The sequence below is a fragment of the Microbacterium sp. NPDC003461 genome (genome assembly GCF_053588335.1).
The window spans coordinates 1-23,360 of record NZ_JBSFPT010000033.1 but is presented as its reverse complement, the minus strand read 5'-3'; the positions used below and the strand labels follow the sequence as shown (position 1 = coordinate 23,360).

At 72.4% G+C, this 23,360-nt stretch carries 22 protein-coding genes and 2 pseudogenes; 5 read left to right on the top strand and 19 right to left on the bottom strand.

The genetic code is table 11. The annotated features are described in order from the left end of the window. Positions 1-107: 107 nt before the first annotated feature. Together dxr and ACWDR7_RS11450 are read right to left on the bottom strand one after the other, a co-directional pair. Complete coding sequence (gene dxr / locus ACWDR7_RS11455) at positions 108-1,187, bottom strand: 1-deoxy-D-xylulose-5-phosphate reductoisomerase (RefSeq protein WP_449855020.1); 1,080 nt, start codon at positions 1,185-1,187, stop codon at positions 108-110. 8 nt (positions 1,188-1,195) lie between these two features. Further along, positions 1,196-2,161, bottom strand: coding sequence for an FKBP-type peptidyl-prolyl cis-trans isomerase (locus ACWDR7_RS11450; protein WP_449855019.1), 966 nt, complete (start codon positions 2,159-2,161; stop codon positions 1,196-1,198). Between the two features lie 132 nt (positions 2,162-2,293). On the opposite strand from ACWDR7_RS11450, the gene ACWDR7_RS11445 reads away from it, so the two are divergent. Further along, entirely contained in the window at positions 2,294-3,058 is a 765-nt protein-coding gene (locus tag ACWDR7_RS11445) for a lysophospholipid acyltransferase family protein (protein ID WP_449855018.1), read from the top strand. A gap of 24 nt (positions 3,059-3,082) precedes the next feature. On the opposite strand, the gene ACWDR7_RS11440 is transcribed toward ACWDR7_RS11445, so the two are convergent. Further along, positions 3,083-3,556: an OsmC family protein gene (locus ACWDR7_RS11440; RefSeq protein WP_449855017.1), complete on the bottom strand. Its 474-nt coding sequence runs from the start codon at positions 3,554-3,556 to the stop codon at positions 3,083-3,085. Positions 3,557-3,810: 254 nt separating this feature from the next. Between ACWDR7_RS11440 and ACWDR7_RS11435 the strand changes: the two genes are divergently transcribed. Then, positions 3,811-4,803 carry an asparaginase gene (locus ACWDR7_RS11435; protein ID WP_449855016.1) on the top strand — a complete coding sequence of 331 codons (993 nt, stop codon included), beginning with the start codon at positions 3,811-3,813 and terminating at the stop codon, positions 4,801-4,803. A gap of 165 nt (positions 4,804-4,968) precedes the next feature. Here ACWDR7_RS11435 and ACWDR7_RS11430 read toward each other — a convergent pair whose 3' ends face one another. The 16 genes and pseudogenes from ACWDR7_RS11430 to prmC all read right to left on the bottom strand — a co-directional run bounded on the left by ACWDR7_RS11430 (position 4,969) and on the right by prmC (position 21,569). Continuing rightward, the gene (locus ACWDR7_RS11430; RefSeq protein ID WP_449855015.1) at positions 4,969-7,725 is read right to left on the bottom strand and encodes an FtsK/SpoIIIE domain-containing protein; all 2,757 of its coding nucleotides are present in this window, start codon (positions 7,723-7,725) and stop codon (positions 4,969-4,971) included. Positions 7,726-7,978: 253 nt separating this feature from the next. Next, positions 7,979-9,070 carry a PP2C family protein-serine/threonine phosphatase gene (locus tag ACWDR7_RS11425; protein WP_449855014.1) on the bottom strand — a complete coding sequence of 364 codons (1,092 nt, stop codon included), beginning with the start codon at positions 9,068-9,070 and terminating at the stop codon, positions 7,979-7,981. A gap of 272 nt (positions 9,071-9,342) precedes the next feature. Further along, positions 9,343-10,098 carry a large exoprotein gene (locus tag ACWDR7_RS11420; protein WP_449855013.1) on the bottom strand — a complete coding sequence of 252 codons (756 nt, stop codon included), beginning with the start codon at positions 10,096-10,098 and terminating at the stop codon, positions 9,343-9,345. Positions 10,099-10,221: 123 nt separating this feature from the next. Further along, positions 10,222-10,965 (bottom strand): YaaA family protein, encoded by a 744-nt coding sequence (locus ACWDR7_RS11415; RefSeq protein ID WP_449855021.1) that lies wholly within the window; start codon positions 10,963-10,965, stop codon positions 10,222-10,224. Between the two features lie 5 nt (positions 10,966-10,970). Continuing rightward, positions 10,971-11,231, bottom strand: a complete 261-nt coding sequence (locus tag ACWDR7_RS11410) for a F0F1 ATP synthase subunit epsilon (RefSeq protein WP_449855012.1) — start codon at positions 11,229-11,231, stop codon at positions 10,971-10,973. A gap of 2 nt (positions 11,232-11,233) precedes the next feature. Beyond that, on the bottom strand, positions 11,234-12,685 hold the full coding sequence (atpD, locus tag ACWDR7_RS11405) for a F0F1 ATP synthase subunit beta (RefSeq protein ID WP_449855011.1): 1,452 nt from the start codon (positions 12,683-12,685) through the stop codon (positions 11,234-11,236). Between the two features lie 50 nt (positions 12,686-12,735). After that, positions 12,736-13,635: a F0F1 ATP synthase subunit gamma gene (locus tag ACWDR7_RS11400; RefSeq protein WP_449855010.1), complete on the bottom strand. Its 900-nt coding sequence runs from the start codon at positions 13,633-13,635 to the stop codon at positions 12,736-12,738. A 21-nt stretch (positions 13,636-13,656) separates the two neighbouring features. Continuing rightward, positions 13,657-15,300: a F0F1 ATP synthase subunit alpha gene (gene atpA, locus ACWDR7_RS11395; protein ID WP_449855009.1), complete on the bottom strand. Its 1,644-nt coding sequence runs from the start codon at positions 15,298-15,300 to the stop codon at positions 13,657-13,659. A 63-nt stretch (positions 15,301-15,363) separates the two neighbouring features. Continuing rightward, positions 15,364-16,149, bottom strand: coding sequence for a F0F1 ATP synthase subunit delta (locus ACWDR7_RS11390; RefSeq protein WP_449855008.1), 786 nt, complete (start codon positions 16,147-16,149; stop codon positions 15,364-15,366). Next, entirely contained in the window at positions 16,149-16,703 is a 555-nt protein-coding gene (locus ACWDR7_RS11385; RefSeq protein WP_449855007.1) for a F0F1 ATP synthase subunit B, read from the bottom strand. Before ACWDR7_RS11385 ends, ACWDR7_RS11390 begins: the two co-directional genes overlap by 1 nt. A 34-nt stretch (positions 16,704-16,737) precedes the next feature. After that, the gene (gene atpE, locus ACWDR7_RS11380; RefSeq protein ID WP_449855006.1) at positions 16,738-16,977 is read right to left on the bottom strand and encodes an ATP synthase F0 subunit C; all 240 of its coding nucleotides are present in this window, start codon (positions 16,975-16,977) and stop codon (positions 16,738-16,740) included. Between the two features lie 43 nt (positions 16,978-17,020). Then, a complete protein-coding gene (gene atpB / locus ACWDR7_RS11375; protein WP_449855005.1) occupies positions 17,021-17,797 on the bottom strand; it encodes a F0F1 ATP synthase subunit A in 777 nt (258 codons plus the stop codon). Positions 17,798-18,002: 205 nt separating this feature from the next. Beyond that, positions 18,003-18,455, bottom strand: a complete 453-nt coding sequence (locus ACWDR7_RS11370) for a hypothetical protein (RefSeq protein WP_449855004.1) — start codon at positions 18,453-18,455, stop codon at positions 18,003-18,005. Next, on the bottom strand, positions 18,455-19,624 hold the full coding sequence (locus ACWDR7_RS11365; RefSeq protein ID WP_449855003.1) for an MraY family glycosyltransferase: 1,170 nt from the start codon (positions 19,622-19,624) through the stop codon (positions 18,455-18,457). The genes ACWDR7_RS11370 and ACWDR7_RS11365 overlap by 1 nt, the downstream gene beginning before the upstream one ends. 182 nt (positions 19,625-19,806) lie before the next feature. Continuing rightward, positions 19,807-20,505 (bottom strand): annotated as a pseudogene (locus ACWDR7_RS11360) (L-threonylcarbamoyladenylate synthase); the annotation flags it as partial. 116 nt (positions 20,506-20,621) lie between these two features. Further along, positions 20,622-21,569, bottom strand: a complete 948-nt coding sequence (prmC, locus tag ACWDR7_RS11355; RefSeq protein WP_449855002.1) for a peptide chain release factor N(5)-glutamine methyltransferase — start codon at positions 21,567-21,569, stop codon at positions 20,622-20,624. 71 nt (positions 21,570-21,640) lie between these two features. Here prmC and cysK point away from each other — a divergent pair, with 71 nt between their 5' ends. From cysK to ACWDR7_RS11340, 3 genes and pseudogenes are all read left to right on the top strand, one after another. After that, positions 21,641-22,579: a cysteine synthase A gene (cysK, locus tag ACWDR7_RS11350; protein ID WP_449855001.1), complete on the top strand. Its 939-nt coding sequence runs from the start codon at positions 21,641-21,643 to the stop codon at positions 22,577-22,579. Positions 22,580-22,597: 18 nt separating this feature from the next. Next, positions 22,598-23,161, top strand: coding sequence for a serine O-acetyltransferase EpsC (gene epsC, locus ACWDR7_RS11345; protein WP_449855000.1), 564 nt, complete (start codon positions 22,598-22,600; stop codon positions 23,159-23,161). Between the two features lie 15 nt (positions 23,162-23,176). Next, positions 23,177-23,360, top strand: a pseudogene (locus ACWDR7_RS11340) (uracil-DNA glycosylase); the annotation flags it as partial.

Here is a 23,360-nt window from a genome sequence, read left to right as displayed (position 1 = left end):
CGAAGCGCCGCCTCGCCGGCGCGCGAGCGCCGGCGCGAGCACGCGAGCGGCACCCGCGCAGCGGGTGCCCGAGCGGCGCAGACGCTTCTGAAAAGAACAGCGCAGATTCAAGAAAGAACAGCGCGGTCCGCCTCCTGGCGGGCCCACCGCTCCGCTGCCGCGAGCGTGTCGAGCGTCAGCTCGGCGGGTGGCTCGTGTGCCTCGACGACGCGCGTCACAGTGTCGACGATCCCGAGGAACGGCAGCCGACCCTCGTGGAACGCGTCGACGGCCTGCTCGTTGGCGGCGTTGAACACCGCGGGGTAGGTCGCCCCGGCCTCGCCCACGCGCTTGGCGAGCGCGACAGCCGGGAAGACGTCGCCGTCCAGCGGCTCGAACGTCCAGCTCGCCGCCGTGGTCCAGTCGATCGGCGCGCCGACGCCGGGCACGCGGTGCGGCCAGCCCAGGCCGAGCGCGATCGGCAGCCGCATGTCGGGCGGCGAGGCCTGCGCGATCGTCGAGCCGTCGATGAACTCGACCATCGAGTGGATGATCGACTGCGGGTGCACGACCACGTCGATCCGCGCGAACGGCACGTCGAAGAGCAGGTGCGCCTCGATGACCTCGAGGCCCTTGTTGACGAGCGTCGCCGAGTTCGTCGTGACCACGCGGCCCATGTCCCACGTGGGGTGCGCGAGCGCCTGGGCGGGCGTGACGCCGGTCAGCTCCGCGCGGGTGCGGCCTCGGAACGGTCCGCCCGACGCGGTGAGCACCAGCCGGCGCACCTCGTCGGCCGTGCCGGATCGCAGCGCCTGCGCGATCGCGGAGTGCTCGGAGTCGACGGGCACGATCTGACCGGGCGCCGCGCGCTCCTTCACGAGCGGGCCGCCCACGATGAGCGACTCCTTGTTCGCGAGGGCCAGCGTGCGGCCCTCCTCCAGCGCGGCGAGCGTGGGCGCGAGCCCCACGGATCCGGTGATGCCGTTGAGCACGACGTCGGACTCGACCTCGCGCACGAGCCGGGTGGCGTCGTCCGCGCCCAGCGCCGTGTGCGCCACGCCGAACTCCTCCGCCTGGGCGCGCAGCGCGTCGGCGCTGCGGCCCGCCGCGAGGCCGACGACCTCGAACCGCTCGGGGTTCGCGCGGATGACGTCGAGGGCCTGGGTGCCGATCGATCCGGTGGATCCGAGGATGACGACGCGGCGCATCGCCGGGCTCACTCCGCCGGCGCGGCCGGGGTGTGCTGCGTCGCGAGGATGTCGACGACGAAGATCAGCGTCTCGCCCGTCAGGTCCTCCTCGTTGATCTCGCCCTCGCCGTAGCCCTCGGCGGGCGGGATGACGGCGATCACCTGCGAGCCGACGGTGTGGCCGACGAGCGCCTTGGTGAAGCCGGGGATCACCTGACCCGTGCCGAACTGGGCGGGGGCGCCGCCCGACCAGCTGGAGTCGAACTCCTCGCCGGTGGAGCCGCGCACGCCGCGGTACTGCACGAGCACCTGGTCGCCGTCCTGCACCTCGATGCCGTCGCCCTGCTTGAGCGTGGCCAGCTGGGTGGTCTCCGGGGTCTCGAGGTCGTCGGGCAGGGTCACCGTCGGGGCGCCGTCGTCGTCGAGCTCGACCTCGGGCATGCCGTCGACGGGCTCCTGCGCCTCGCCCCACGCGGCGGTCGGGGTCACGCCGAGGATGTCGAAGGTGTACACCAGCGCGGTCGGCGAGGCCTCGGAGGCGGGGAAGACCGCGGCGATGCGCGAGCCGACCGGCGCGCAGCCGAGCACGAGGCCGAGCGTGCTCTCGGGCGAGATCTGCTGCGGCAGCTGCTCTCCCGGCGCGAAGCCGGCGGTGCCGAACAGCTCGCCGGTCTCTGCGTTGTACGCGGTGAGCGCGACATCCAGGAACTGGCCGGACTCGATCGGGTCGCCGTCGCCCTCGACGACCACCTCGCGCTCGAAGTCCGCGACCTCGAGCGGCGTCTCGAACTCGACGGGGACCGCGCCGTCCTCGGGCGCGCCGTCCGAGACGCTGAGGCTCTCGACGACGGGGCCGGAATCGGCGGCCGCGGCGCAGAGGTCGGCGGGCGTGCCCGTGGGCTCGGCGTCCGGCTCCGCGGGGCTCGAGCAGCCGGCGAGGGCCAGGACCGCGAGCACGGTGGTGGAGAGCAGGACAGCGGATCGACGTCGCACGGGAAGCACCTCTTCGTTCGGGGACGCCCCCATCCTTGCGCATCTTCGCGACGCGTCGGCTGACAACGCCGGGCGGAATCGGGACGCGCCGCGCATTCCGGGACGGGAATCCCGGCTCGGTAGGCTGAGGGGATGACCTCCGACGGCAATCCCGACGGCGTGGCCACGCCCCTGCAGCCGAGCGCGCTCTACACCTTCGGGCGGGTCGCCGTGGCGCCGCTGGCCCGCGCGATCTACCGGCCGCGCGTCGAGGGCCGGGAGAACATCCCGCCCACCGGGCCCGTGATCTTCGCGAGCAACCATCTGTCGTTCATCGACTCGATCGCGATCCCGGTCGCCGCCGCGCCGCGCCCCGTGCACTTCCTGGCGAAGTCCGACTACTTCACGGGCAAGGGGCTGAAGGGCTGGTTCTCGAGGTCGTTCTTCACCGCCGTCGGCGCGGTGCCCGTCGATCGCGGCGCCGGGCAGGCCGCCCTGGACGCGCTGGAGCGGCAGCGCCAGATCCTCGCCTCCGGCGCGGCGGTGGCCCTGCACCCCGAGGGCACGAGGTCGCGCGACGGCCGGCTGTACAAGGGGCGCACCGGCGTGGCGTTCCTCGCGCTCGAGACGGGCGCGCCGGTCGTGCCCATCGGGCTGATCGGCACCGACAAGGTCATGCCGGTCGGCGCCAAGATGCCCTCGCTCAAGGAGCGCGTGGTCGTGCGGTTCGGAGCGCCTCTGGATCTGTCGCACCACGGCCCTGCCACGTCGGGTCGCGCGCGGCGAACGGCCACCGACGAGATCATGGCGGCGATCCACGCGCTCTCCGGCCAGGAGCTCGCCGGCACCTACAACGAGCTGCCCGCGCAGACGCCGATCGAGAAGCTCAAGCGCGCACTGCCGCACGAGCGGCGCTGAGCGCACGTCGGCACCGCTACGGCGCTACGGTGCCGCGACCTCGACCACGGGCTCGTGCCCGACGGGGAAGTTGACGGAGCTCGCGATGAAGCACCATTCGTTCGCGTCGCGATGGGCCGCGAGGGCGTCGTCGATCATCGACGGGTCGGCGACGGTGACGCGCGGGTGCAGCGTGACGCTCTCGAACCGGCCGCCGTTGCCCTCCTGACGCATGACGCCCGTGGCCTCGTCGGTGTACGAGACCACGACGACGCCGCGCACGACGCACGCGTGCAGGTACGACAGCAGATGGCACTGGCTCAGGGCCGCCAGGAGGAGATCCTCCGGGTTCCACCGCTCCGGGTCGCCGCGGAAGGGGCGATCGGCCGAGCCGAGCAGCCGCGGCTTGCCCGCCACCTCCAGCTCCACGTCGCGGTCGTAGTCGCGGTAGCCCGACGTGCCGCTGCCGCGGTTGCCCGTCCAGGTCGCCGTCAGCGCGTAGCGGTGCTCTCCTGCCATGCCGCCAGTCTGCCCGATCCGCTGGCCGTGTGCGCCCCCGAGGCGCCCACGGCACACACGGCACACACAGCGCGCGAACGAGGTCGCGTCTGACAATCTCTCGCCTACTGCGCTGGCCGTTCGCACGCGTCTCGCTGCGCCCTCTTCGGTCGACGATGCTTCGGCATCGCCTCCCTCCTCGGTCTTGCGAGCCACGCACGCCCGGCCATGCTCGCGACGGCGTCGATTGTCAGACACGCCCTAGGCTGGAGGGCATGCCCGAGACGCTCTCCGTGACCGAGTCCGTCGAACTCGCCGTGGCCGATCGAGGCGGCTTCGTCGAGTCCCGCCACGCGGGAGCCGCGATCGTGCTGTCTCCCGACGGCGAGACGCTCCGCACACTCGGCGACGCCGAGGCGCTCGTGCTGCCGCGTTCGTCGCTCAAGCCGTTCCAGGCCGTTGCGAGCATCACCGCCGGGGCGGCGTTCGAGGGCGAGCAGCTCGCGCTCGCGACCGCGAGCCACAGCGGCACCGATCGCCACGCGGAGGTCGTCCGCGGCATGCTCGCCGCGTCGGGCCTGAACGAGGATCACCTGGGCTGCCCCGCGGCCTGGCCCGGCGATCAGGCCACGCGGGACGAGCTCGTACGCGACCACGGGGCCAAGGCGCGCATCCGCATGAACTGCTCGGGCAAGCACGCCGCCATGCTCGCGGCGTGCGTGGCCACCGGCTGGGACACCGCCTCCTATCTCGACCCCGCTCACCCGCTGCAGACCCACATCCGCGACGTCGTGGAGCGGCTGTGCGGCGTGAAGGTGTCGGCGACCGTCATCGACGGCTGCGGCGCCCCCGTGCACGCCCTGCCCCTGTCCGCGCTCGCGCGCGGCATCCAGCGGATCGGCACATCGTCCGAGCGGTCGCCGTTCGCCCTGCACCGTGTCGCCGGCGCGCTCGTGCGGGCCGTGCGCGAGAACCCGTGGGCCATCGCCGGGCCGGAGCTGCCCGACAGCGTCGCCATCGAGCGCTTCGGCGTCTTCTCGAAGTTCGGCGCCGAGGCGGTCCAGGTGATGGTCGCCCCCGACGGCACGACCGTCGCGGTGAAGGTGCTCGACGGCGGCGGCCGCGCCACGGCCGCGATCGCGCTCTCGCTGCTCGCGCAGGCCGGCGCGCTCCCCGCCACCGAGGTCGCCGACATGCTGGCCACGCACCCGCTGTTCGCCGTGCTCGGCGGAGGGCGCGAGGTCGGGCGCGTACGCCCGACGGTCTGACCCTCGGCGGGCCCCGCGCCAGCCGCGCAGCGAGCTCCGCCATCCGCACGGGAGCGCAGCGAGCTCCGCCACCCGCGCCGGGCGGCCTGCCGGCGCGGGGCGCGTCGTGCGCCTCGGCTGTCGGGGCGTCACCACCCGGCCGCGGGCGCGTCCCGGCGCCGCCTGTCACGGCAGCACCACGCGCCGGGGCGCGAGCCCGTCGCCGGCCACCCAGGCGCGGGACGCCCGCGGCCTCGCATAGGGCGGCAGCTCCCTCTCCCCCGCCATCGTGCGCAGCTCCGAGGCGCACTCGGCGGCGATGACCAGCTGGCCACGCGCACGCACCTCGCGCAGCAGGGCTGCGTGCCGCATCCACGACTCCGCGTCGCCGGCGATCACGACGCGCTCCGCGCCGGCGGCCAGCTCCGCGAGGCGCACGCCCGGGTCGAGCCCGTCCAGCACGACCACGCGCACCCGACGCCCCCACGTCTCGGCCATGCGCGCCGCTCCCCCCACCGCGCCACGCAGCACGACGGCCGTCGCGGCGGCCTCCGGGCGCCACACCTCCTCGGCGTGCGCCTGCTCCGGAACAGCCACGACCGGCCCAGGCCATGCGAGCTGCGTCTCGCGCCCGTCGATCACGGCGCGCCCCGGAGGGCGGGACGCGTCGAAGGTCGAGGCATCGCCTCCCGCGGCGACGTGCTCCGCGCGCGAGGGCACGCGCAGCAGCACGCGACGCGGCATCAGATCGAGCACGCGCGCGACCGGCCCCACCGCCCGGGCCGCCGAGCACACGAGCGTCGTTCCGAGAGCACCGGCGTCGCGGGCGAGCGCCTCCACCCTGGCCAGCAGCTCCGCCGCGTAATCGGCGGGGAAACGCGCGACGAGCGCGTCGAGGTCGTCGATCGCGATCACTCCCGGTGCCGGGCGGGGTGCGGACGCGAGGGCGTCCCACGCGCCCTCCGGATCGGCCGGCACGACGAGAGCTCCGGCCCCCGACGACTCGGCCTGCGCGGCGATGAGCCGGACGGCGGCCGTGCGTCCCGATCCCGCGCCGCCGAGGATCGCCAGCCCGCGATCCGTGCCGATGCGGAGGAGCACGGGCACCTGCCGCTGGTGCTCCGGTTCGTCGGCCAGCCCGAGCAGGATGCCCTGCTCGGCCCCGGCGCGGTCGCGCAGCTCGGGAAGCGTCACCAGGACCGGCAGCGGCGGCAGCCATGGCGCATCGGGCACCGCTGCGGCCGGCGCCACCCGGGAGAGATCGGAGAGCTCCGTCCGCGCGATCCGGCACACGAGCGGCGCGGTGTCGCCGGCCCTGCGCACGAGCGCCACGCCGCGGGATCCGGCGTCTCCGGGCAGCGACGCCGCGGCGTCGGTGCCGACGATGAGCCGGCTGTCGGCGGCGTCGGCGACGCGCAGCGCGATCCGCAGCGGACAGTTCGCCAGCAGCGCCTCGCGGAGCACGCCCGCGGCGCGCTGGGTGCCGAGCACGAGGTGCATGCCGAGCGCACGCCCCCGCGCCGCGATGTCGATGAAGACGGCGTGCAGGTCGGCGTGGTCCTGCAGCAGCGCCGCGAACTCGTCGACGACGATGACGAGGCGCGGCATCGCCACGCGGGGGTCGGCGATGTCCCTCGCACCGGCGCCGGCGAGGGCCGCCTCCCGGCGCCGCAGCTCCGCACGCAGGCTCTCGACGGCCCGGCGCGCGCCCGTGCCGTCGAGGTCGGTGACCACGCCGGCGACATGCGGAAGCCCGCTCAGCGATTCGAACGCCGTGCCGCCCTTGAAGTCGGCCAGCAGGAAGGTGACGCGATCGGGGCCGAGCCGGCGCGCGAGCGACGTGACCCAGGTCGTGAGCAGCTCGCTCTTGCCCGTCCCCGTCATCCCCACGACCACCGCATGCGGCCCGTCGCCCACCAGATCGACCACGACATCGCCGCCCGCGGTCCGTCCGATGGCGGCGGCGAGACCGGGGCCGGCGGAGGGCGGATCGGGAAGCTCCGCGAGCGCGAGAGGGCCGGGCACGCCGCCCCGCACGAGCCCCGCCATGCGTCGTGCGAGCGATCGCGCCTGCGCGGCGGAGAGCGCCTCGACGGTCAGCTCCTGCGCCTCGCCCTGCACGCCGTGCAGCCGTGCCCGCAGGGGCTGGTGCGGATCGAGCTCGAGCACGCGCGCGCACCCCGCGGGCACCGGGTCGCCGGGCGCCACGGCGGCGACGAGGATGTCGGCGCCGCCCGGGGCCGCGGCTCCCCACGACAGCGCCGCGCTCAGCGCCGCGCCGGAGCGCAGATGCGGCAGCTCCGCCAGCGGCTCCTCCTCGTGAGCGGGCACGGCGACGACCGCGAGGTCCTGCGGGGCCGCGCGCAGGCACAGCTGCATCAGCATCGCGCGGGCGACGGCGCGCGCCGCGACTGGTTCGCCCTGCACGCACAGCCCGCCGCGGGCCGGGACCGTCACGGGGGCGTCGTCGATCCAGGATGCGCGCTCCCGCAGCCGCTCGGCCCGTTCGCCCTCGCCGCCGGTCACGCGCGTGGTCCCGACGACGCGCCCGCGGCCGACGACGAGCTCGTGCGGGCCGCGCGCCCACGTCGCCCTCTCCCCCACCAGCCCCGCGGCGTCGGGCCGCGAGCGCTCCAGTGCCGCACGCTCCGCCCCGTGACGACGCTCGATCTCGGCCTCGGCGCGGTCGCACGCCTCGCCCAGCTCCCGTGCCGCCGCGCGACGATCCCTGCGGCGCCCCCGCGCGCCGTCCGCCAGCGAGGCGATGGCCATGAGCGGCCCGAGGGCGGCGAAGCACAGCATGATCAGTGAGCCCGTGATGAGCCACATCACGACGGCACCGATGACGGGGACGACCGACGCGACGAGCGGCAGCGGGCCGCGGCGCGTCGGCTCGGAGGGCGTCGGCAGCACGATCGGCGGGGCGGCGGGCGCGTCTGTCATGGACCCAGCCCAGCCGATCGTCGCGACCGCCGGGGCACCGCGCGGGGATCTGTGGAGGGATCGCCTACCTCGGGGCCGCTGTGAGCGAGCCGGGGCGCGGCGGCGCGCCTCCGGTTCACGAGGAGAACCCCGTTCCCGAGGACCGGACCGCCGGAATCCGTCCTCCCGAACCGGGATCTCCTCACGAGCGACCGGTGGGCGGTGGGACGACCGTGCGGGGCCCGCTCCGCCCGCCCGGACCCGGATCAGCGCCTCACCGCCGGCGGATTCCCCGGTTCACGAGGAGAACCCCGTTCCCGAGGACCGGGCCGCCGGAGTCCGTCCTCCCGAACCGGGATCTCCTCTCGGACGGTACCGCGCCAGCGATACCGCGACCCGCTTCCGGTCGCCGGGCTCTACCGCTCCGGGCCCTCCCGGACGCGTCGGCGCCACGGGTCGGATCCGCGCCGTCATCGGCGCCGGGCTCACCGTCGTCCACCGCGGGCTCGGCGTCGTCCGCGGCGGCATCGCCGGCATCCGCGGCGCGCTGATCCGCCGCCGCGCTCGGCTCGTCCTCGTCCGCCGCGCCGCCCTCGATCGCCACATCCACGATGACGATCGACACGTTGTCGCGTCCGCCGTTCTCCAGCGCCGCGGCGAGCATCGCCTCGACCGCGGCGGCCGGATCGGCGTTCTCGCGCAGGAAGTGGAGGATGCCGTAGTCGGTGAGCTCCTTCGTGAGCCCGTCGGAGCACACGACGAAGCGGTCGCCGTCGACCACGTCGACGCGCACGTAGTCGGGCACGACGCTCTCCGTCGGCCCCACGGCGCGCGTGATGACGTTGCCGTACGGGTGGCTCTCGGCCTCCTCCGGGCTGAGGCGACCGGCCTGCACGAGCTCCTGCACCAGCGAGTGGTCGGTCGTCACCTGCACGAGCGCCTCGTCGCGCATCAGGTAGACGCGCGAGTCGCCGATGTTCAGCACGACCCACGACGGCTGCTCGGCATCGGCGTCGAGGTAGAGCCCCGTGACCGTCGTGCCGGTGCCGTCGTCGGTCGTCTCCGGATGGTCGGCGATGTCGCGCACGGCCGCGTCGAGGGCGGATTCGATGCCGCCCGTCGTGACCTCGCCGGCACCGGCCATGTCGCCCAGGCGGGCCACCGTGCGCGCGCTCGCGATCTCGCCGCCGATGTGACCGCCCATGCCGTCCGCGACGACGAACAGCGGGCACGACATGAGGATCGCGTCCTGATTCGCCTCGCGCTTGCGGCCGCGGTGCGTCGTGCCGGCCCACGTGAGCAGCACCGAGGGTCCGCTCGGCAGCGGCACCGTCTGCGACTGTGCCGTGATGGTGGCGTCGGGCACGAATCGGCCTCCTGAATCGGTCGACCCCGCTCGGTTGGGATCCCCTGCGGGCGTGGCGACGTCGTTGTTCACATCATAGTCGCGCGGCGACCCCCACCCCCGCGCGCCGCATGGGCAGGAGGACCCATGGCGCAATCCGGCCGAGCCCGTTCCGCGCCGTCGTCTCGGCGGGATCCCGGGACCGCCACCCGGCCGGATCGCGGACCGCGGCGGATCGCCGACCGCGGCCGGATCGCGGACCGCGGCGGCGGAGCAGGCCGAGGGCGGCGGGATCAGGCCGGCGGCTGCGTGGGCGGAGCCGGCGGCTGCGTCGGCGGCTGCGTGGGCGGGGCCGGCGGCTCCGACGGCGGCTGCGTCGCGGGCGGCATCGCGCCGTACGGCGGGGGCGGCGGCGTGAGGCCGGACGGCGGCGCGGGCGGCGCGTCGGGGTACCCAGGCGCGGAGCCGCTCGGCGCCGAGGGGTAGCCGGCACCGGCCCCGTACCCACCGGGCGCGTACCCGCCCGCGGCGTAGCCGGGCTGGCCGCCGGCGACCTGCGCGGGAACGCCCTCCCACCGCGTGGCGTCGCGGAAGAATCCGGCGCCCGACCACGGCGCGGGCGGCACATGGGGGTTCCAGCGCGAGCTGTCGAAGGCCACGATGCCGAGCCAGATCGGCGCGAGGAGGAACAGCGCCGTGAACGCGGGATCCTTGCCCAGCTTCACCCCGATCCGGTACGCGGCCATGAACAGCAGCACGGTGACGCCGAAGCTGGCAATCCCGCCCAGGATCTGCCCCACGAACGGCACGATCCACGCGAAGTTGAACAGGAACAGCCAGGGGTTGATGTCGCCGAGCTTGAGGAAGATCATCTGGCTGTAGACCGGCACCCAGGCGCGCCAATCGCCCTGCACGCCCGCCTTCTGGAACAGCTTCATGGCGAACCACGACCACAGCAGGTAGCCGAACACGCCACCCACGATGGCGACGGCGCTGAACACGAGAGCTGCGGCGGCGTAGAACGTTCCGAAGTCGTCGTAGGGACTCATCGGCATCCTCCTCTGACGGGGCGACGGGGCGACGGCGCCACGCATCACGGCACCGCGCCCCACCCTACCCAGGCGCCGGGCGGCGCCGATAGGCGGGAAACCCCGACGAACGGCGCGGCGGGCTCAGACGACCAGCTCGATCTCGCCGTGCCGCGCGGCGGGGCGCAGCACGAGCCCGGCCTCGCGGCCCCAGGCGACCAGCTCCTCGGGCGCGGCGAGAACGGGCCGCGCGAGCGCGAGCCGGCGGGTCAGCTCGCCCTTGGCCTTCTTATTGAAGTGGTTCAGGGCGCGCACGGCGCCATCCGGGCCCTCCGTCACGACGCGGATGTACGTCGACGGCACCGACGTCGGCACGGGACCGAATGCGGCGTAGGCCTCCGAGCGCAGATCGATGACGAGCGGCGCGACGCCGGCCAGCGCCGCGGTGGTCGCCTCGGCCCAGAGCCGGCGCAGCGGCGGCAGGCCGGGCAGCGACGCGCCCGCCGCGAGCCGGTACGCCGGGATCGGGTCGAGCGCGCCGACGGGCCCGAAGGGCGCGGTGTGGATGAGCGCGTGCTCCCCCAGCCAGGCGCGCGCCGCCTCGTCCAGCGACGGCGCATCGAGCGCGTCGAACAGCACGCCCGTGTAGCGGTCGACAGCGGGCATCGTGTGCGCCGTGCGCAGCGCCGCGTTGTCGTCGATCGCGCCGAGCTGACGCGGCGAGAGCTTCAGCACACGCGCGGCCTCGTCCGGACGCGCGGAGAGGGCGACCAGAGACGCCGCGACGGCCTCGCGCTGCGGTGCGAGCACCGGCAGTGCGAGGCCGTCGAGAGCGAGCGGCTCACCCGATCCGCCTGCCCGCTTCGTCTCCGAAGGGGGCAGCAGGATCGTGGTCAGGACGCGAGCGCCGCGTGACCCGCGACGATCGTCACCCGGTCGGACTCCACCGAGACGAAGCCGTCTCGAGCGGACGCCTCGACGACCGTGTCGTCGGCCTGCGTGATGCGGACCGGGCCGTCGCCGAGGATGGCGAGCACGGGCTCGTGACCGGTCATGAAGCCGATCTGGCCCTCGGTGGTCGTCGTGACCACGAGCTTCGCCTCGCCCGTCCAGACCTCCGCCTCGGCGGAGACCAGGCTGACCTGAAGGGCCATGATCAGCCGTTCTCCTTCTGGATCTGCGCCCACTTGGCCTCGACGTCGCTGATGCCACCGACGTTGAAGAAGGCCTGCTCGGCCACGTGGTCGAACTCGCCCTTGACGATCGCGTCGAACGACTCGATGGTCTCCTTGAGCGGCACGGTCGATCCCTCGACGCCCGTGAACTTCTTCGCCATGTAGGTGTTCTGCGAGAGGAACTGCTGGATGCGGCGCGCGCGGGCGACGACGATCTTGTCCTCCTCCGAGAGCTCGTCGACACCGAGGATCGCGATGATCTCCTGCAGCTCCTTGTTCTTCTGCAGGATCTGCTTCACGGCCGTCGCGACGCGGTAGTGGTCCTCGCCGAGGTAGCGGGGGTCCATGATCCGGCTCGTCGAGGTGAGCGGGTCGATGGCGGGGTACAGACCCTTCGACGCGATCTCGCGCGAGAGCTCGGTCGTCGCGTCGAGGTGCGCGAACGTCGTGGCCGGGGCCGGGTCGGTGTAGTCGTCGGCCGGCACGTAGATCGCCTGCATCGAGGTGATCGAGTGACCGCGCGTCGAGGTGATGCGCTCCTGGAGCACACCCATCTCGTCGGCGAGGTTGGGCTGGTAGCCCACGGCCGAGGGCATGCGGCCCAGCAGGGTCGACACCTCGGAGCCCGCCTGCGTGAAGCGGAAGATGTTGTCGATGAACAGCAGCACGTCCTGCTGCTGCACGTCGCGGAAGTACTCGGCCATCGTCAGGGCCGAGAGGGCGACGCGCAGACGCGTCCCCGGCGGCTCGTCCATCTGGCCGAAGACGAGGGCGGTCTTGTCGAAGACGCCCGCGTCCTCCATCTCGTGGATGAGGTCGTTGCCCTCACGGGTGCGCTCGCCGACGCCGGCGAACACCGACACGCCGCCGTGGTCCTGGGCGACGCGCTGGATCATCTCCTGGATGAGGACGGTCTTGCCGACGCCCGCACCGCCGAAGAGGCCGATCTTGCCGCCCTGCACGTACGGGGTGAGGAGGTCGATCGACTTGATGCCCGTCTCGAACATCTGCGTCTTCGACTCGAGCTGGTCGAAGTTCGGCGCCTTGCGGTGGATGGGCCAGCGCTCGGTGACCTCGAACGTCTCGCCCTCCTCGAGGTTGAGCACGTTGCCCGTGACGTCGAACACCTTGCCCTTGGTGATGTCGCCGACCGGCACCGAGATGGGGGCGCCCGTGTCGCGCACCTCCTGGCCGCGGACCATGCCGTCCGTCGGCTTCAGCGAGATGGCGCGCACGACGTCGTCGCCCAGGTGCTGTGCGACCTCGAGCGTGATCTCGGTCGACTGCTCGCCGATCGTGATCGTCGTCTTGAGGGCGCTGTACATGTCGGGGATCGAGTCGTGCGGGAACTCGATGTCGACGACCGGCCCCGTGACGCGAACGACGCGCCCGACGACCGCGGTGCTGGTCTCAGCCGTGGCGGTGGAGGTCATGTTGTCTCTTCCTTCTTGGAGTCAATGTCGCGAGTAGGCGGATGTCGCGATCAGGAGGCCAGCGCGTCGGCGCCGCCGACGATCTCGGCGATCTGCTGCGTGATCTCGGCCTGGCGCGCGTTGTTGCGCAGGCGGGTGTAATCGGTGATGAGCTTGTCGGCGTTGTCGCTCGCCGACTTCATCGCCTTCTGCGTGGCGGCCTGCTTGGCGGCGGCCGACTGCAGCAGCGCGTTGAAGATGCGGCTCTGGATGTACAGCGGCAGCAGCTTGTCGAGCACCACGTCTGGCTCGGGCTCGAACTCGTACAGCGGCGAGACCTCGGCCTCCGTGGGCACCGCCGCCTCATCGGCGTCGACCACGTGCAGCGGCAGCAGGCGGACCGACTCGGGCGTCTGCGTCATCATGCTGACGAAGCGGTTGTACACGACGTGGATCTCGTCGACGCCGCCCTCCGACTCGTCGAGCAGGTACGCGTCGAGCAGCGCCTGCGCGATCTCCTCGGCCGAGGCGAACTGCGGCGTGTCCGCGTCGCCCGTCCACTGCTGCGCACTGGCGATCTGGCGGAACTGGAAGTAGCCGACCGCCTTGCGGCCGAAGAGGTAGAAGACGACCTCCTTGCCCTCCGAGCGCAGCAGCTCGGCCAGCTCCAGCGCCTCGCGGATCACCTGCGAGTTGAAGGCGCCCGCGAGGCCGCGGTCGCTCGTCAGCAGCAGGATCGCCGAACGCGTGATCGTCTCCGGCTCGCGCGTGAGCACGTGGTCGACGTCGCTGTGCGTGGCGACGGCCGACACGGCGCTCGTGACCGCGCGGGAGAAGGGCGACGACGCGCGCACGCGCGCCATCGCCTTCTGGATCCGCGAAGCCGCGATGAGCTCCATCGCCTTCGTGATCTTCTTGGTCGTCTGAGCAGAAGCGATCTTCTGCTTGTACTCCCTGAGTTGTGCGCCCATATGCGTCTTCTCCGGAAGGCGTTACGCCTTGCGGCCCTTGACGATCTGCTCCTGGCCCACGTCCTGCTGCGAGGCGGCGTCGTACTCCTCGTGGCCGGGGGCCGCGATGTTCACGCCTTTGCCGGACTGGAACTCGAGCACGAACTCGTCGACGACCTTCTCGAGCTCGGCCTTCGTCTCGTCCTCGAGCTTGCCCGTCGCCTTGAGGGCGTCGATGATGCCCGTGTTGCGGCGCACGTGGTCGAGCAGCTGGCGCTCGAAGCGCAGCACGTCCTCCACCGGGATGGTGTCGAGCTTGCCGTTCGTACCGGCCCAGATCGAGACGACCTGCTCCTCGACGGGGTACGGCGAGTACTGCGGCTGCTTGAGCAGCTCGGTCAGGCGCGCACCGCGGTCGAGCTGACGACGCGAGGCGGCGTCGAGGTCCGACGCGAACATCGCGAACGCCTCGAGCGAGCGGTACTGGGCCAGCTCGAGCTTGAGCGTGCCGGAGACCGACTTGATGTGCTTGAGCTGCGCGTCGCCGCCGACGCGCGAGACCGAGATGCCCACGTCGACCGCGGGACGCTGGTTCGCGTTGAAGAGGTCGGACTGCAGGAAGATCTGGCCGTCGGTGATCGAGATCACGTTGGTCGGGATGTAGGCCGACACGTCGTTGGCCTTCGTCTCGATGATCGGCAGACCCGTCATCGAACCGGCGCCCAGCTCGTCCGACAGCTTCGCGCAGCGCTCGAGCAGGCGCGAGTGCAGGTAGAACACGTCACCGGGGTAGGCCTCGCGGCCCGGCGGGCGGCGCAGCAAGAGCGACACGGCGCGGTAGGCCTCGGCCTGCTTCGACAGGTCGTCGAAGACGATCAGCACGTGCTTGCCCTGGTACATCCAGTGCTGGCCGATGGCCGATCCGGTGTACGGCGCGAGGTACTTGAAGCCGGCGGGGTCCGAGGCGGGGGCGGCGACGATGGTGGTGTACTCCATCGCGCCGGCCTCCTCGAGCGCGCCCTTCACCGAGGCGATCGTCGAGCCCTTCTGGCCGATCGCGACGTAGATGCAGCGGACCTGCTTGGTCGGGTCGCCCGACTCCCAGTTGGCCTTCTGGTTGATGATCGTGTCGATCGCGATGGCGGTCTTGCCCGTCTGGCGGTCGCCGATGATCAGCTGGCGCTGGCCGCGGCCGATCGGGATCATGGCGTCGATCGCCTTGATGCCCGTCTGCATCGGCTCGTGCACCGACTTGCGCTGCATGACGCCGGCGGCCTGGAGCTCGAGCTCGCGCTCGCCCTCGAGGCCCGTGATCTCGCCGAGGCCGTCGATCGGCGTGCCGAGCGGGTCGACCACGCGGCCGAGGTAGCCCTCGCCCACCGGCACGGAGAGCACGCGACCGGTGCGGGTGACCTGCTGGCCCTCCTCGATGCCCGCGAACTCGCCCAGCACGACGGCGCCGATCGTGTGCTCGTCGAGGTTCTGCGCGAGGCCGAGGGTGCCGTCCTCGAAGCGGATGAGCTCGTTCGCCATCACGCCGGGCAGGCCCTCCACGTGCGCGATGCCGTCGGCCGCGTCGACGACGGTGCCGACCTCGGTCGCAGCCGAGCCGCTGGGCTCGTATGCGGCGGCGAAGTCCTTCAGCGCGTCACGGATGACGTCGGGGCTGATGGTGATGTCTGCCATTGTCTTCCTTCGTTCGGTGGGACCCTCGGGTCCCGAAGTCTCCGCCGGGGCGGGAAGTCGGTGTCAGCCGGCCAGTCTCTGGCGCAGGTCGGTGAGTCGCGCGGAGATGCTGCCGTCGATGATGTCGTCGGCGATCTGCACGCGGATGCCGCCGACCACGTCGGCGTCGATGATCTGGTTGATCGCGATCTGGCCGCCGTACCGGCGCGAGAGGTTCGCCGTCAGGCGCTCCGCCTGCTCGTCCGTGAGCGGACGTGCCGTGGTGACGGTGGCGACCGTGCGGCCGGTCTGGCCGGCGATCACGCGGATCACGTGGTTGAGCAGCGCGCGCACGCGGCGGCCGCGCAGCTCGCGCACCAGCTCCGACACGATGAGGATCGTCGTCTCGCTCACCTGGCCCGCCAGCAGCTTCTGGACGAGGGCCGCCTTCGCGGCCGGGTCGCCCAGGGTGCTGCCGAGCGCGAGCTCGAGCTCGGGGTTCGACGCGATGAGGCGCGAGACCCCGAACAGCTCGCCGGCCACGTCGGCGGTCTTCTCCGCCTTGGCGGCCGCACGGATCGCGAGCTCCTCGAGCGCGGCGACGAGGTCCTTCGCGCTCGACCAGCGCTGCGACACGGCGGCCGTGACGACGTTGCGGGCGCCGGCCGACAGCTTGCCGAACACCGCGCCGACGAGCGCCGCGCGCGCCTCGGCCGCCGTGTTCTGATCGGCGAGCGCGCCGCTCAGCTGCGGCGAGCAGGCCACGGCGCGCGCGGCAGCGAACAGATCGCGCGCCGTGGCGGCGCCGATCCGCTGCTTGTCGAGCACGGCGGTCGATGCCGCGAGCGCCTGAGTGGTCGCGCTGCCCATTACTTCGCCGCCTCCTGCGAGGCCTCGAGATCGGCGAGGAAGCGGTCGACGACCGACTTCGCCTTCTCGTCGTCGCTCAGGGTCTCGCCGATCACGTTGCCCGCGAGGTCGAGGGCGATGCCGCCCACCTCGCTGCGCAGCGAGATCAGGGTCGCCTGGCGCTCGGCCTCGATCTGGGCCTGCGCGGACGCCGCGATGCGCTCCGCCTCGGCCGTGGCCGTGGCCTTGGCCTCCGCGACGATCTTCTTCGCGTCCTCGTGAGCCGCCTCGCGGATCTCGCCGGCCTGCACGCGGGCCTCGGCGAGCTGCTTGGTGTACTCCTCGAGCGCCGCCTCGGCTTCCTTCTGCGCGGCGTCGGCCTTCTCGATGTTGCCCTCGATGGCCTCGGCGCGCGCGTCCAGCACCTTGTTCAGGCGCGGCAGCGCCACGAAGATGACGACGACGAGGACGATCGCCAGGCAGATCGCCGACCAGACGATGTCGTACCCGTGCGGAAGGAGCGGGTTCGCGCTGTGACCGTCCTCGGCCGCGACGGTGACAAGAGCGTTCAGCATCCTGTCTCCTTATCTGTGAAGTCGCGGAAGGGGATCAGACCGCGGCGAAGATGAACGGCGTGACGATGCCGATCAGCGCCAGGATCTCGATGAAGGCGAGACCGATCCACATGGTCTGCTGGAACTTGCCGGCGAGCTCGGGCTGGCGGGCCGTCGACTCGATGACCTTGCCGAAGAGGATGCCCAGACCGATGGCCGGACCGATCGCCGCGAGGCCGTAGCCCACGGTGGCGATGTTTCCGTCAATGGCGGCGAGAACCGTCGTTGCGTCCACTGGATATTTCCTTTCTTAGGGCGATCAGCCGGTTGACTGACCGTCAGTGCTCGTCCGCGAGCGACAGCTGGATGTACACCGCGGTGAGGATCGTGAAGACGTAGGCCTGCAGGAAGGCGACGAACATCTCGAACAGCATGAACGCGAGCCCCATGGCTCCGGAGCCGACCGAGAACACCGCCATCCACGTGCCGCTGAGGATGAAGAAGTTCGTCGCCGCGAAGAACAGCGACAGCATGAAGTGCCCGACCATCATGTTCATGAGCAGTCGCAGCGTGAGCGAGACCGGGCGCACGATGAACGTCGAGATGAACTCGATGACGATGATCATCGGCGCGAGGTAGACCGGCACGCCGCCGGGCAGCAGCGAGTTCCTGACGAAGCGGAACCCGCCGTGCTTCTTGATGCCGGCGTAGATGAACACGACGTACGCGACGATGGCGAACACGAGCGGGGCGCCGATGACCGAGGTGCCCGCGAGGTTGATGCCGGGGACGATGCCCGTGAGGTTCATGAACAGGATCGTCAGGAACATCGCGGTCAGCAGCGGCACGAAGCGCTTGCCGTCCTTCTCGCCCAGCAGCTCGTACGCGATGTTCTTGCGCACGAAGCCGAAGCCGAGCTCCATGACGCTCTGGAAGCGCCCGGGCACCACCGTGAGGCGACGCGTGCCGAGCACGAGCAGGAGCACCAGGACCGCGGTCGCGATGATCTGCGCGAGGTTGATGCGCGTCATGATGTCGACGCCACCGATGGTGAGGATCGCGTCCGGGAAGAAGTCGTTGATCGACGGCGGGGTGAACACGTTGCCGTCGGCCATCGGGACGATCATCGTCGCTTGAGTCAACTCAGTGGCTCCAGCCTCTCGCCCAGACGGGATCCGGGCGGGTAAGTCGGTGGTGGGGGTGTCATTCGCGGGACCACAGCGCTGTGCGCCGCTCGCCAGCCACGGTGACGACTCCACCCTATCAAAGTTCGGGCCGTCTTTTGACGCGTTGTAGAAGTCGCGCGCTCGGCGCTGGAGATCAGTCGTCGTCGCCGGGCAGCGCGACGTCGCTCGCGCCCGAGATCCGCATGCGCGTGACGATGACCACGTCGATGACGAGCGACGAGACGGCGGCGGCCACGAGGGCGAAGTAGAACACGAGCAGGTTCACCCAGGGCAGGCCGATCACGACGGCGATCGCGATGAGGAACACGACGACCTTCACGAGGAACACGCCCATCGTGATGCCGAAGAACATCGGCAGGAACTGCGGCGTGCCGTACCAGCGGTTGCCGAACAGCAGGCTGCCCACCGTGATGATCGGGAACAGGGCGCCGATGAGGGCGCCCAGCACGCCGCTCCACAGCCCCTGCGGGCCGTCGACGAGCAGGCCGATGACGGCGGCGCCCACGAGGACGACGAGACCGGCGACCGACGTCCAGATGAGTCCGGCGCGGAAGGTGGGGTTGCTGGAGATCGTCTTGCGGGGCATCAGGAGGCCTTCACGGTGTCGGGTGCGTCGGGATGGGTGGCGGGCTCGTGCCGCCGGCCGGGAGTGAGGGTGACGACGAGGCACGCGGCCACGCCGAGCAGGCCGAAGGCGACGCCGGGCAAGTACTCCCCCGGCCAGTCCTCGCGCGCGCCGAGGTACATCAGCAGCACCGCGAGGCTGACCATGCCGGTCCAGGCATAGAAGATGAGCACGGCGTCGCGGTCGCTGTGCCCCATGTCGAGCATGCGGTGGTGCAGGTGCTGGCGGTCGGCGGAGAACGGCGACTTGCCCGCGCGCAGGCGTCGGATGATGGCCAGGCCGAAGTCGAGCAGCGGCAGCATCACGACGACGATCGGCAGCAGGATGGGCAGGAACGCGCCGACGAGCTGCGAGCGCCCGAACTCGTCCTGCACGAACATCGCGGGGTCGAGCACGCCCGTGATCGCGATGGCGCTCGTGGCCATCATGAGGCCGAGGACGAGGGCGCCGCCGTCGCCCATGAACAGCTTCGCACCGTTCCAGTTCATGGGCAGGAACCCCGCGCACGCCCCGACGAGCACGACCGCGAGGAACGTGGCGAGGTTGAAGTACGTGCTCGCGCCGATGTCGCGCACGAGCACGTAGGAGTAGACGAAGAAGACCGTGTTCGCGATGAGGCACACCCCGGCCACGAGCCCGTCGAGGCCGTCGATGAAGTTCACGGCGTTCATGACGACGACGATCGCGAACATCGTCAGCGCGATGCTGAGCCAGCTCGATCCCACCCAGAGGTCGCCGAGCGGCAGCGCGTAGATCTGCAGCCCGCCGCCGACCGCGATGATGCCGGCCGCGAGGAACTGCGCGGCGAGCTTGATCATCCAGTCGAGGTCGATGAGGTCGTCGAGCACGCCCACGATGACCGTCAGCCCCATCGCGGCGAGGATCGACCACATCACGCGCGGATCGGCCCAGATGATCGCGAAGAACGGGTTCGCCGCCGAGACGAGCATCGCGGCGACCATCGCGATGAACATCGCCACGCCGCCCAGGCGCGGCGTCGGCACCGTGTGCACGTCGCGGTCGCGGATGCCGGGGTACAGCTTGAACCGCAGCGCGAGTCGCCAGATCCCCCAGGCCAGCGCGAGGGTGAGCGCGGCCGTGAGGATGAGCGTGAAGACGTACTGCCTCACGCGCTCCCCTGACCGTCCCCCTGCTCGGACGCCGGCTCGGTCGCCGGCTCGGTCGCCGCCGCACCGGTGGCGTCGGCCTCCTGGCTGCGGCGCAGCGCCGCCGCGAAGGCGGAGCGCGGATCGCCCGTGGCCGCGCCCGGCGCGGGGGCCTCCTCGGGCGCGCCGTGGCCGTGGTGCGCGTGCGCCTCGTGTGCGTGCTCGTCGTCGGCGGCAGGCGCCAGGAGGTGGCCCAGCACCTCGCGCAGCTCGTCGCGCGTGACCGCGCCCTCGCGCAGCACGCGCACCCGGCGGTCGGCCGGGTCGGTGGCGGTGACGAGCGAGGTGGCGTCGATGATCGTGGAGGCGATGCCCGTCCGGCTGGGGCCGGCGTCGAGGTAGACGGCCACGGACTCGCCGAGCATGTCCTGCGCCTCGCCGGCCGTGACGGCGGCGGGCTTCTTCGTGACGTTGGCGCTCGAGACCGCGAGCGGGCCGGTCTCCTCCAGCAGCTCCAGCGCGATCCGGTGATCCGGCATGCGCACCGCGACCGTGCCCTCGGTGTCGCCGAGATCCCACGTGAGGGAGGGCTGCGCGGGCAGCACGATCGTGAGCCCGCCCGGCCAGAAGCGCTCGACGAGCGCGTCGACCTCGGCGGGCACCGACTCCACGAGCGCGGCGAGCGCGGCGCGGCCGGAGACGAGCACGGGCGGCGGCTGCTGACGCCCGCGGCCCTTGGCCTTGAGCAGGCGGGCGACGGCGCTGGGGCTGAAGGCGTCGGCGGCCACGCCGTACACGGTGTCGGTCGGGATGACCACGACCTGCCCGCGCGCGATCGCCTGGCGCGCCTGGCGCATGCCGGTGAGCAGCTGCGCCTCGTCGGCGCAGTCGAAGACAGGGGACATAGCGGGCTCAGTCTACTTCCCGCGCATCCGCCGAACCCGCCCTCGACCCGCGAACCCGCCCGGGATCCGGCGCGGGCTCGGCGAGGGGGCGCGGGTTCGCGGGGCGAGTGGGCGCGTCAGGGGCGGATCGCGGTGGTCGCGCGGTCGCGGGTCGTGAGGTCCGGGTGGGTGGCCGGGGCGCGCCAGCCGTCGGCCGCGAGGAGCTCGCGGATCGGCTCGCCGTGCCACTCGCCGTGCTCGATGACGATCGATCCGCCCGGCCGCACGAGCGCGAGGCCGCGCCGGCTGATCGCCCGCACGAGGTCGAGGCCGTCCGGACCGCCGTACAGCGCGGCCTCCGGGTCGTGCAGGCGCACCTCGGGATCGCGCGGCACGGCGTCATCGGGCACGTACGGCGGGTTCGTCACGAGCACGGCCACCGTGCCGTCGAGCTCGGGCAGCGCCCGCGTGGCGTCGTCGAAAACGAGGCGCAGGTTGGGCGCGCCGATGCGGGCGGCGTTCTCCTTGGCCCAGATGAACGCGTCGACGGAGTTCTCGACGGCGTGCACGCGCGCGTGCGGCACCTCGGTGGCCAGCGCCAGGGCGATCGCGCCGCTGCCCGTGCACAGGTCGACCGCCACGGGCTCGGGGTCGGGCATGGCGCGCAGCGCGTCGATCGCGAGCTGCGCCACCATCTCGGTCTCGGGCCGCGGCACGAACACCCCCGGTCCCACCGACAGCTCGAGGTGGCGGAACGGCGCGACGCCCGTGATGTGCTGCAGCGGCTCGCGCGACGCGCGCCGGGCCACGGCCTCCTCGAACGCCGCGGCCTCGCCGGCGCCGAGCTCGTCGCCGCGCAGCGCGGCCGCCTGCACCTCGCCGCGGCCCGCTTCCGTCACGTGCGCGAGCAGCAGCTCGGCGTCGACGTGCGGATCGGGCACGCCGGCCGCCGCGAGGCGGGCGGCGGCGGCGCGCAGCGCTTCGCGCACGGAGGCGGCGGCGCGCGGGGCGGGCTCGAGGGCGGTGGTCACGAGGGGGAAGCCTAACCCCGGCACCTGGGCGCCGGACCCGTCGTTTTCCGTCATCCGCGCCCACCCGCCGCCCGATTCGGCCTAACCTGGCGGGGACACCACCCGCTCGTGCGAAAGGCCACTCGATGCCCGGCATCCACAACGACATCACCTCTGCGTTCGGCAACACGCCGCTCGTCCGGCTCAACCGCGTGCCCGGCGACGCGGGCGCGACCGTGCTCGCCAAGCTCGAGTACTACAACCCGGGCTCGAGCGTGAAGGACCGCCTGGGCATCGCGCTCGTCGACGCGGCCGAGGAGTCGGGCGCGCTGCAGCCCGGCGGCACGATCGTCGAGGCGACGAGCGGCAACACGGGCATCGCGCTCGCGCTCGTCGGCGCGGCGCGCGGCTACAAGGTCGTGCTCACCATGCCCGCGTCGATGTCGAAGGAGCGCCGCGTGCTGCTCAAGGCCTTCGGCGCCGAGCTCGTGCTCACCGATCCGGCCGGCGGCATGAAGGCCGCCGTCGCGGAGGCCGAGCGCATCGTCGCCGAGACCCCCGGCGCGATCATGGCCAAGCAGTTCGAGAATGCCGCCAACCCGGCGATCCACCGCAAGACCACCGCCGAGGAGATCTGGCGCGACACCGACGGCAAGGTCGACGTGTTCGTCGCGGGCGTCGGCACGGGCGGCACCATCACGGGCGTCGGCCAGGTGCTCAAGGAGCGCAACCCCGACGTGAAGATCGTCGCGGTCGAGCCCACCGCCTCGCCGCTGCTGTCGACGGGCACGCCGGGCCCGGCGAAGATCCAGGGCATCGGCCCGAACTTCGTGCCGCCGATCCTCGACACCGAGGTGTACGACGAGGTCGCCACCGTCGAGTTCGAGGACGCGATCGCCACGGCCCGCGCCCTCGCGGCGCAGGAGGGTCTGCTCGTCGGCATCTCGTCGGGCGCGGCGGCCTGGGCGGCGATCCAGGAGGCGAAGAAGCCCGAGAACGCGGGCAAGAACATCGTCGTCATCATCCCCGACACGGGCGAGCGCTACATCACCACGGCGCTGTTCGAGGATCTTCGCGAGGACTGATCCCGCGATAATCGATCCATGGGATTGCACATCCGCGAGGATGTCGAAGCCGCGCGCCGCAGGGATCCCGCGGCGCGCGGCTTCTTCGAGATCGCGCTGCTCTACCCCGGACTGCACGCGATCTGGGCGCACCGGGTGAACCACTGGCTGTGGCGGCGGGGGCTGCGCTTCGTCGCGCGCGCCGGTTCGCAGCTGGCGCGCTGGCTGACGGGCATCGAGATCCATCCGGGGGCGCGGATCGGGCGCCGCTTCTTCATCGACCACGGCATGGGCGTGGTGATCGGCGAGACCGCCGAGGTGGGCGACGACGTGATGCTGTATCACGGCGTCACGCTGGGCGGCCGCTCGCTCGGGAGCGGCAAGCGGCACCCCACGCTCGGCGACGGCGTGGCCGTGGGCGCGGGGGCGAAGGTGCTCGGCCCCGTGACGATCGGCGCGCACTCGGTGGTGGGCGCGAACGCCGTGGTCACGCGCGACGCGCCGGAGCACAGCGTGCTGCTGGGCATCCCCGCGAAGGTGCGCGCCCGCGGCGCCGGCGAGGACGCCCGGAAGTACCTCCAGGCGCCGGAGTACATGATCTGAGGGATCTCTTCTTTTTTGAGTCTGCGCCGCTCGGGCGCCGCTTCGCGGCGCCGCTCGCGTGCTCGCGCTCTCGCGGCCCGCGAGAGCGAGGCGGCGCTTCGCGCCGCGGGGCTCCAGCGGCCGCTCGCCGACGTGCGGGTGCTCGTCGTCGGCCAGGATCCGTACCCCACGCCCGGCCATCCCATCGGCCTGTCGTTCG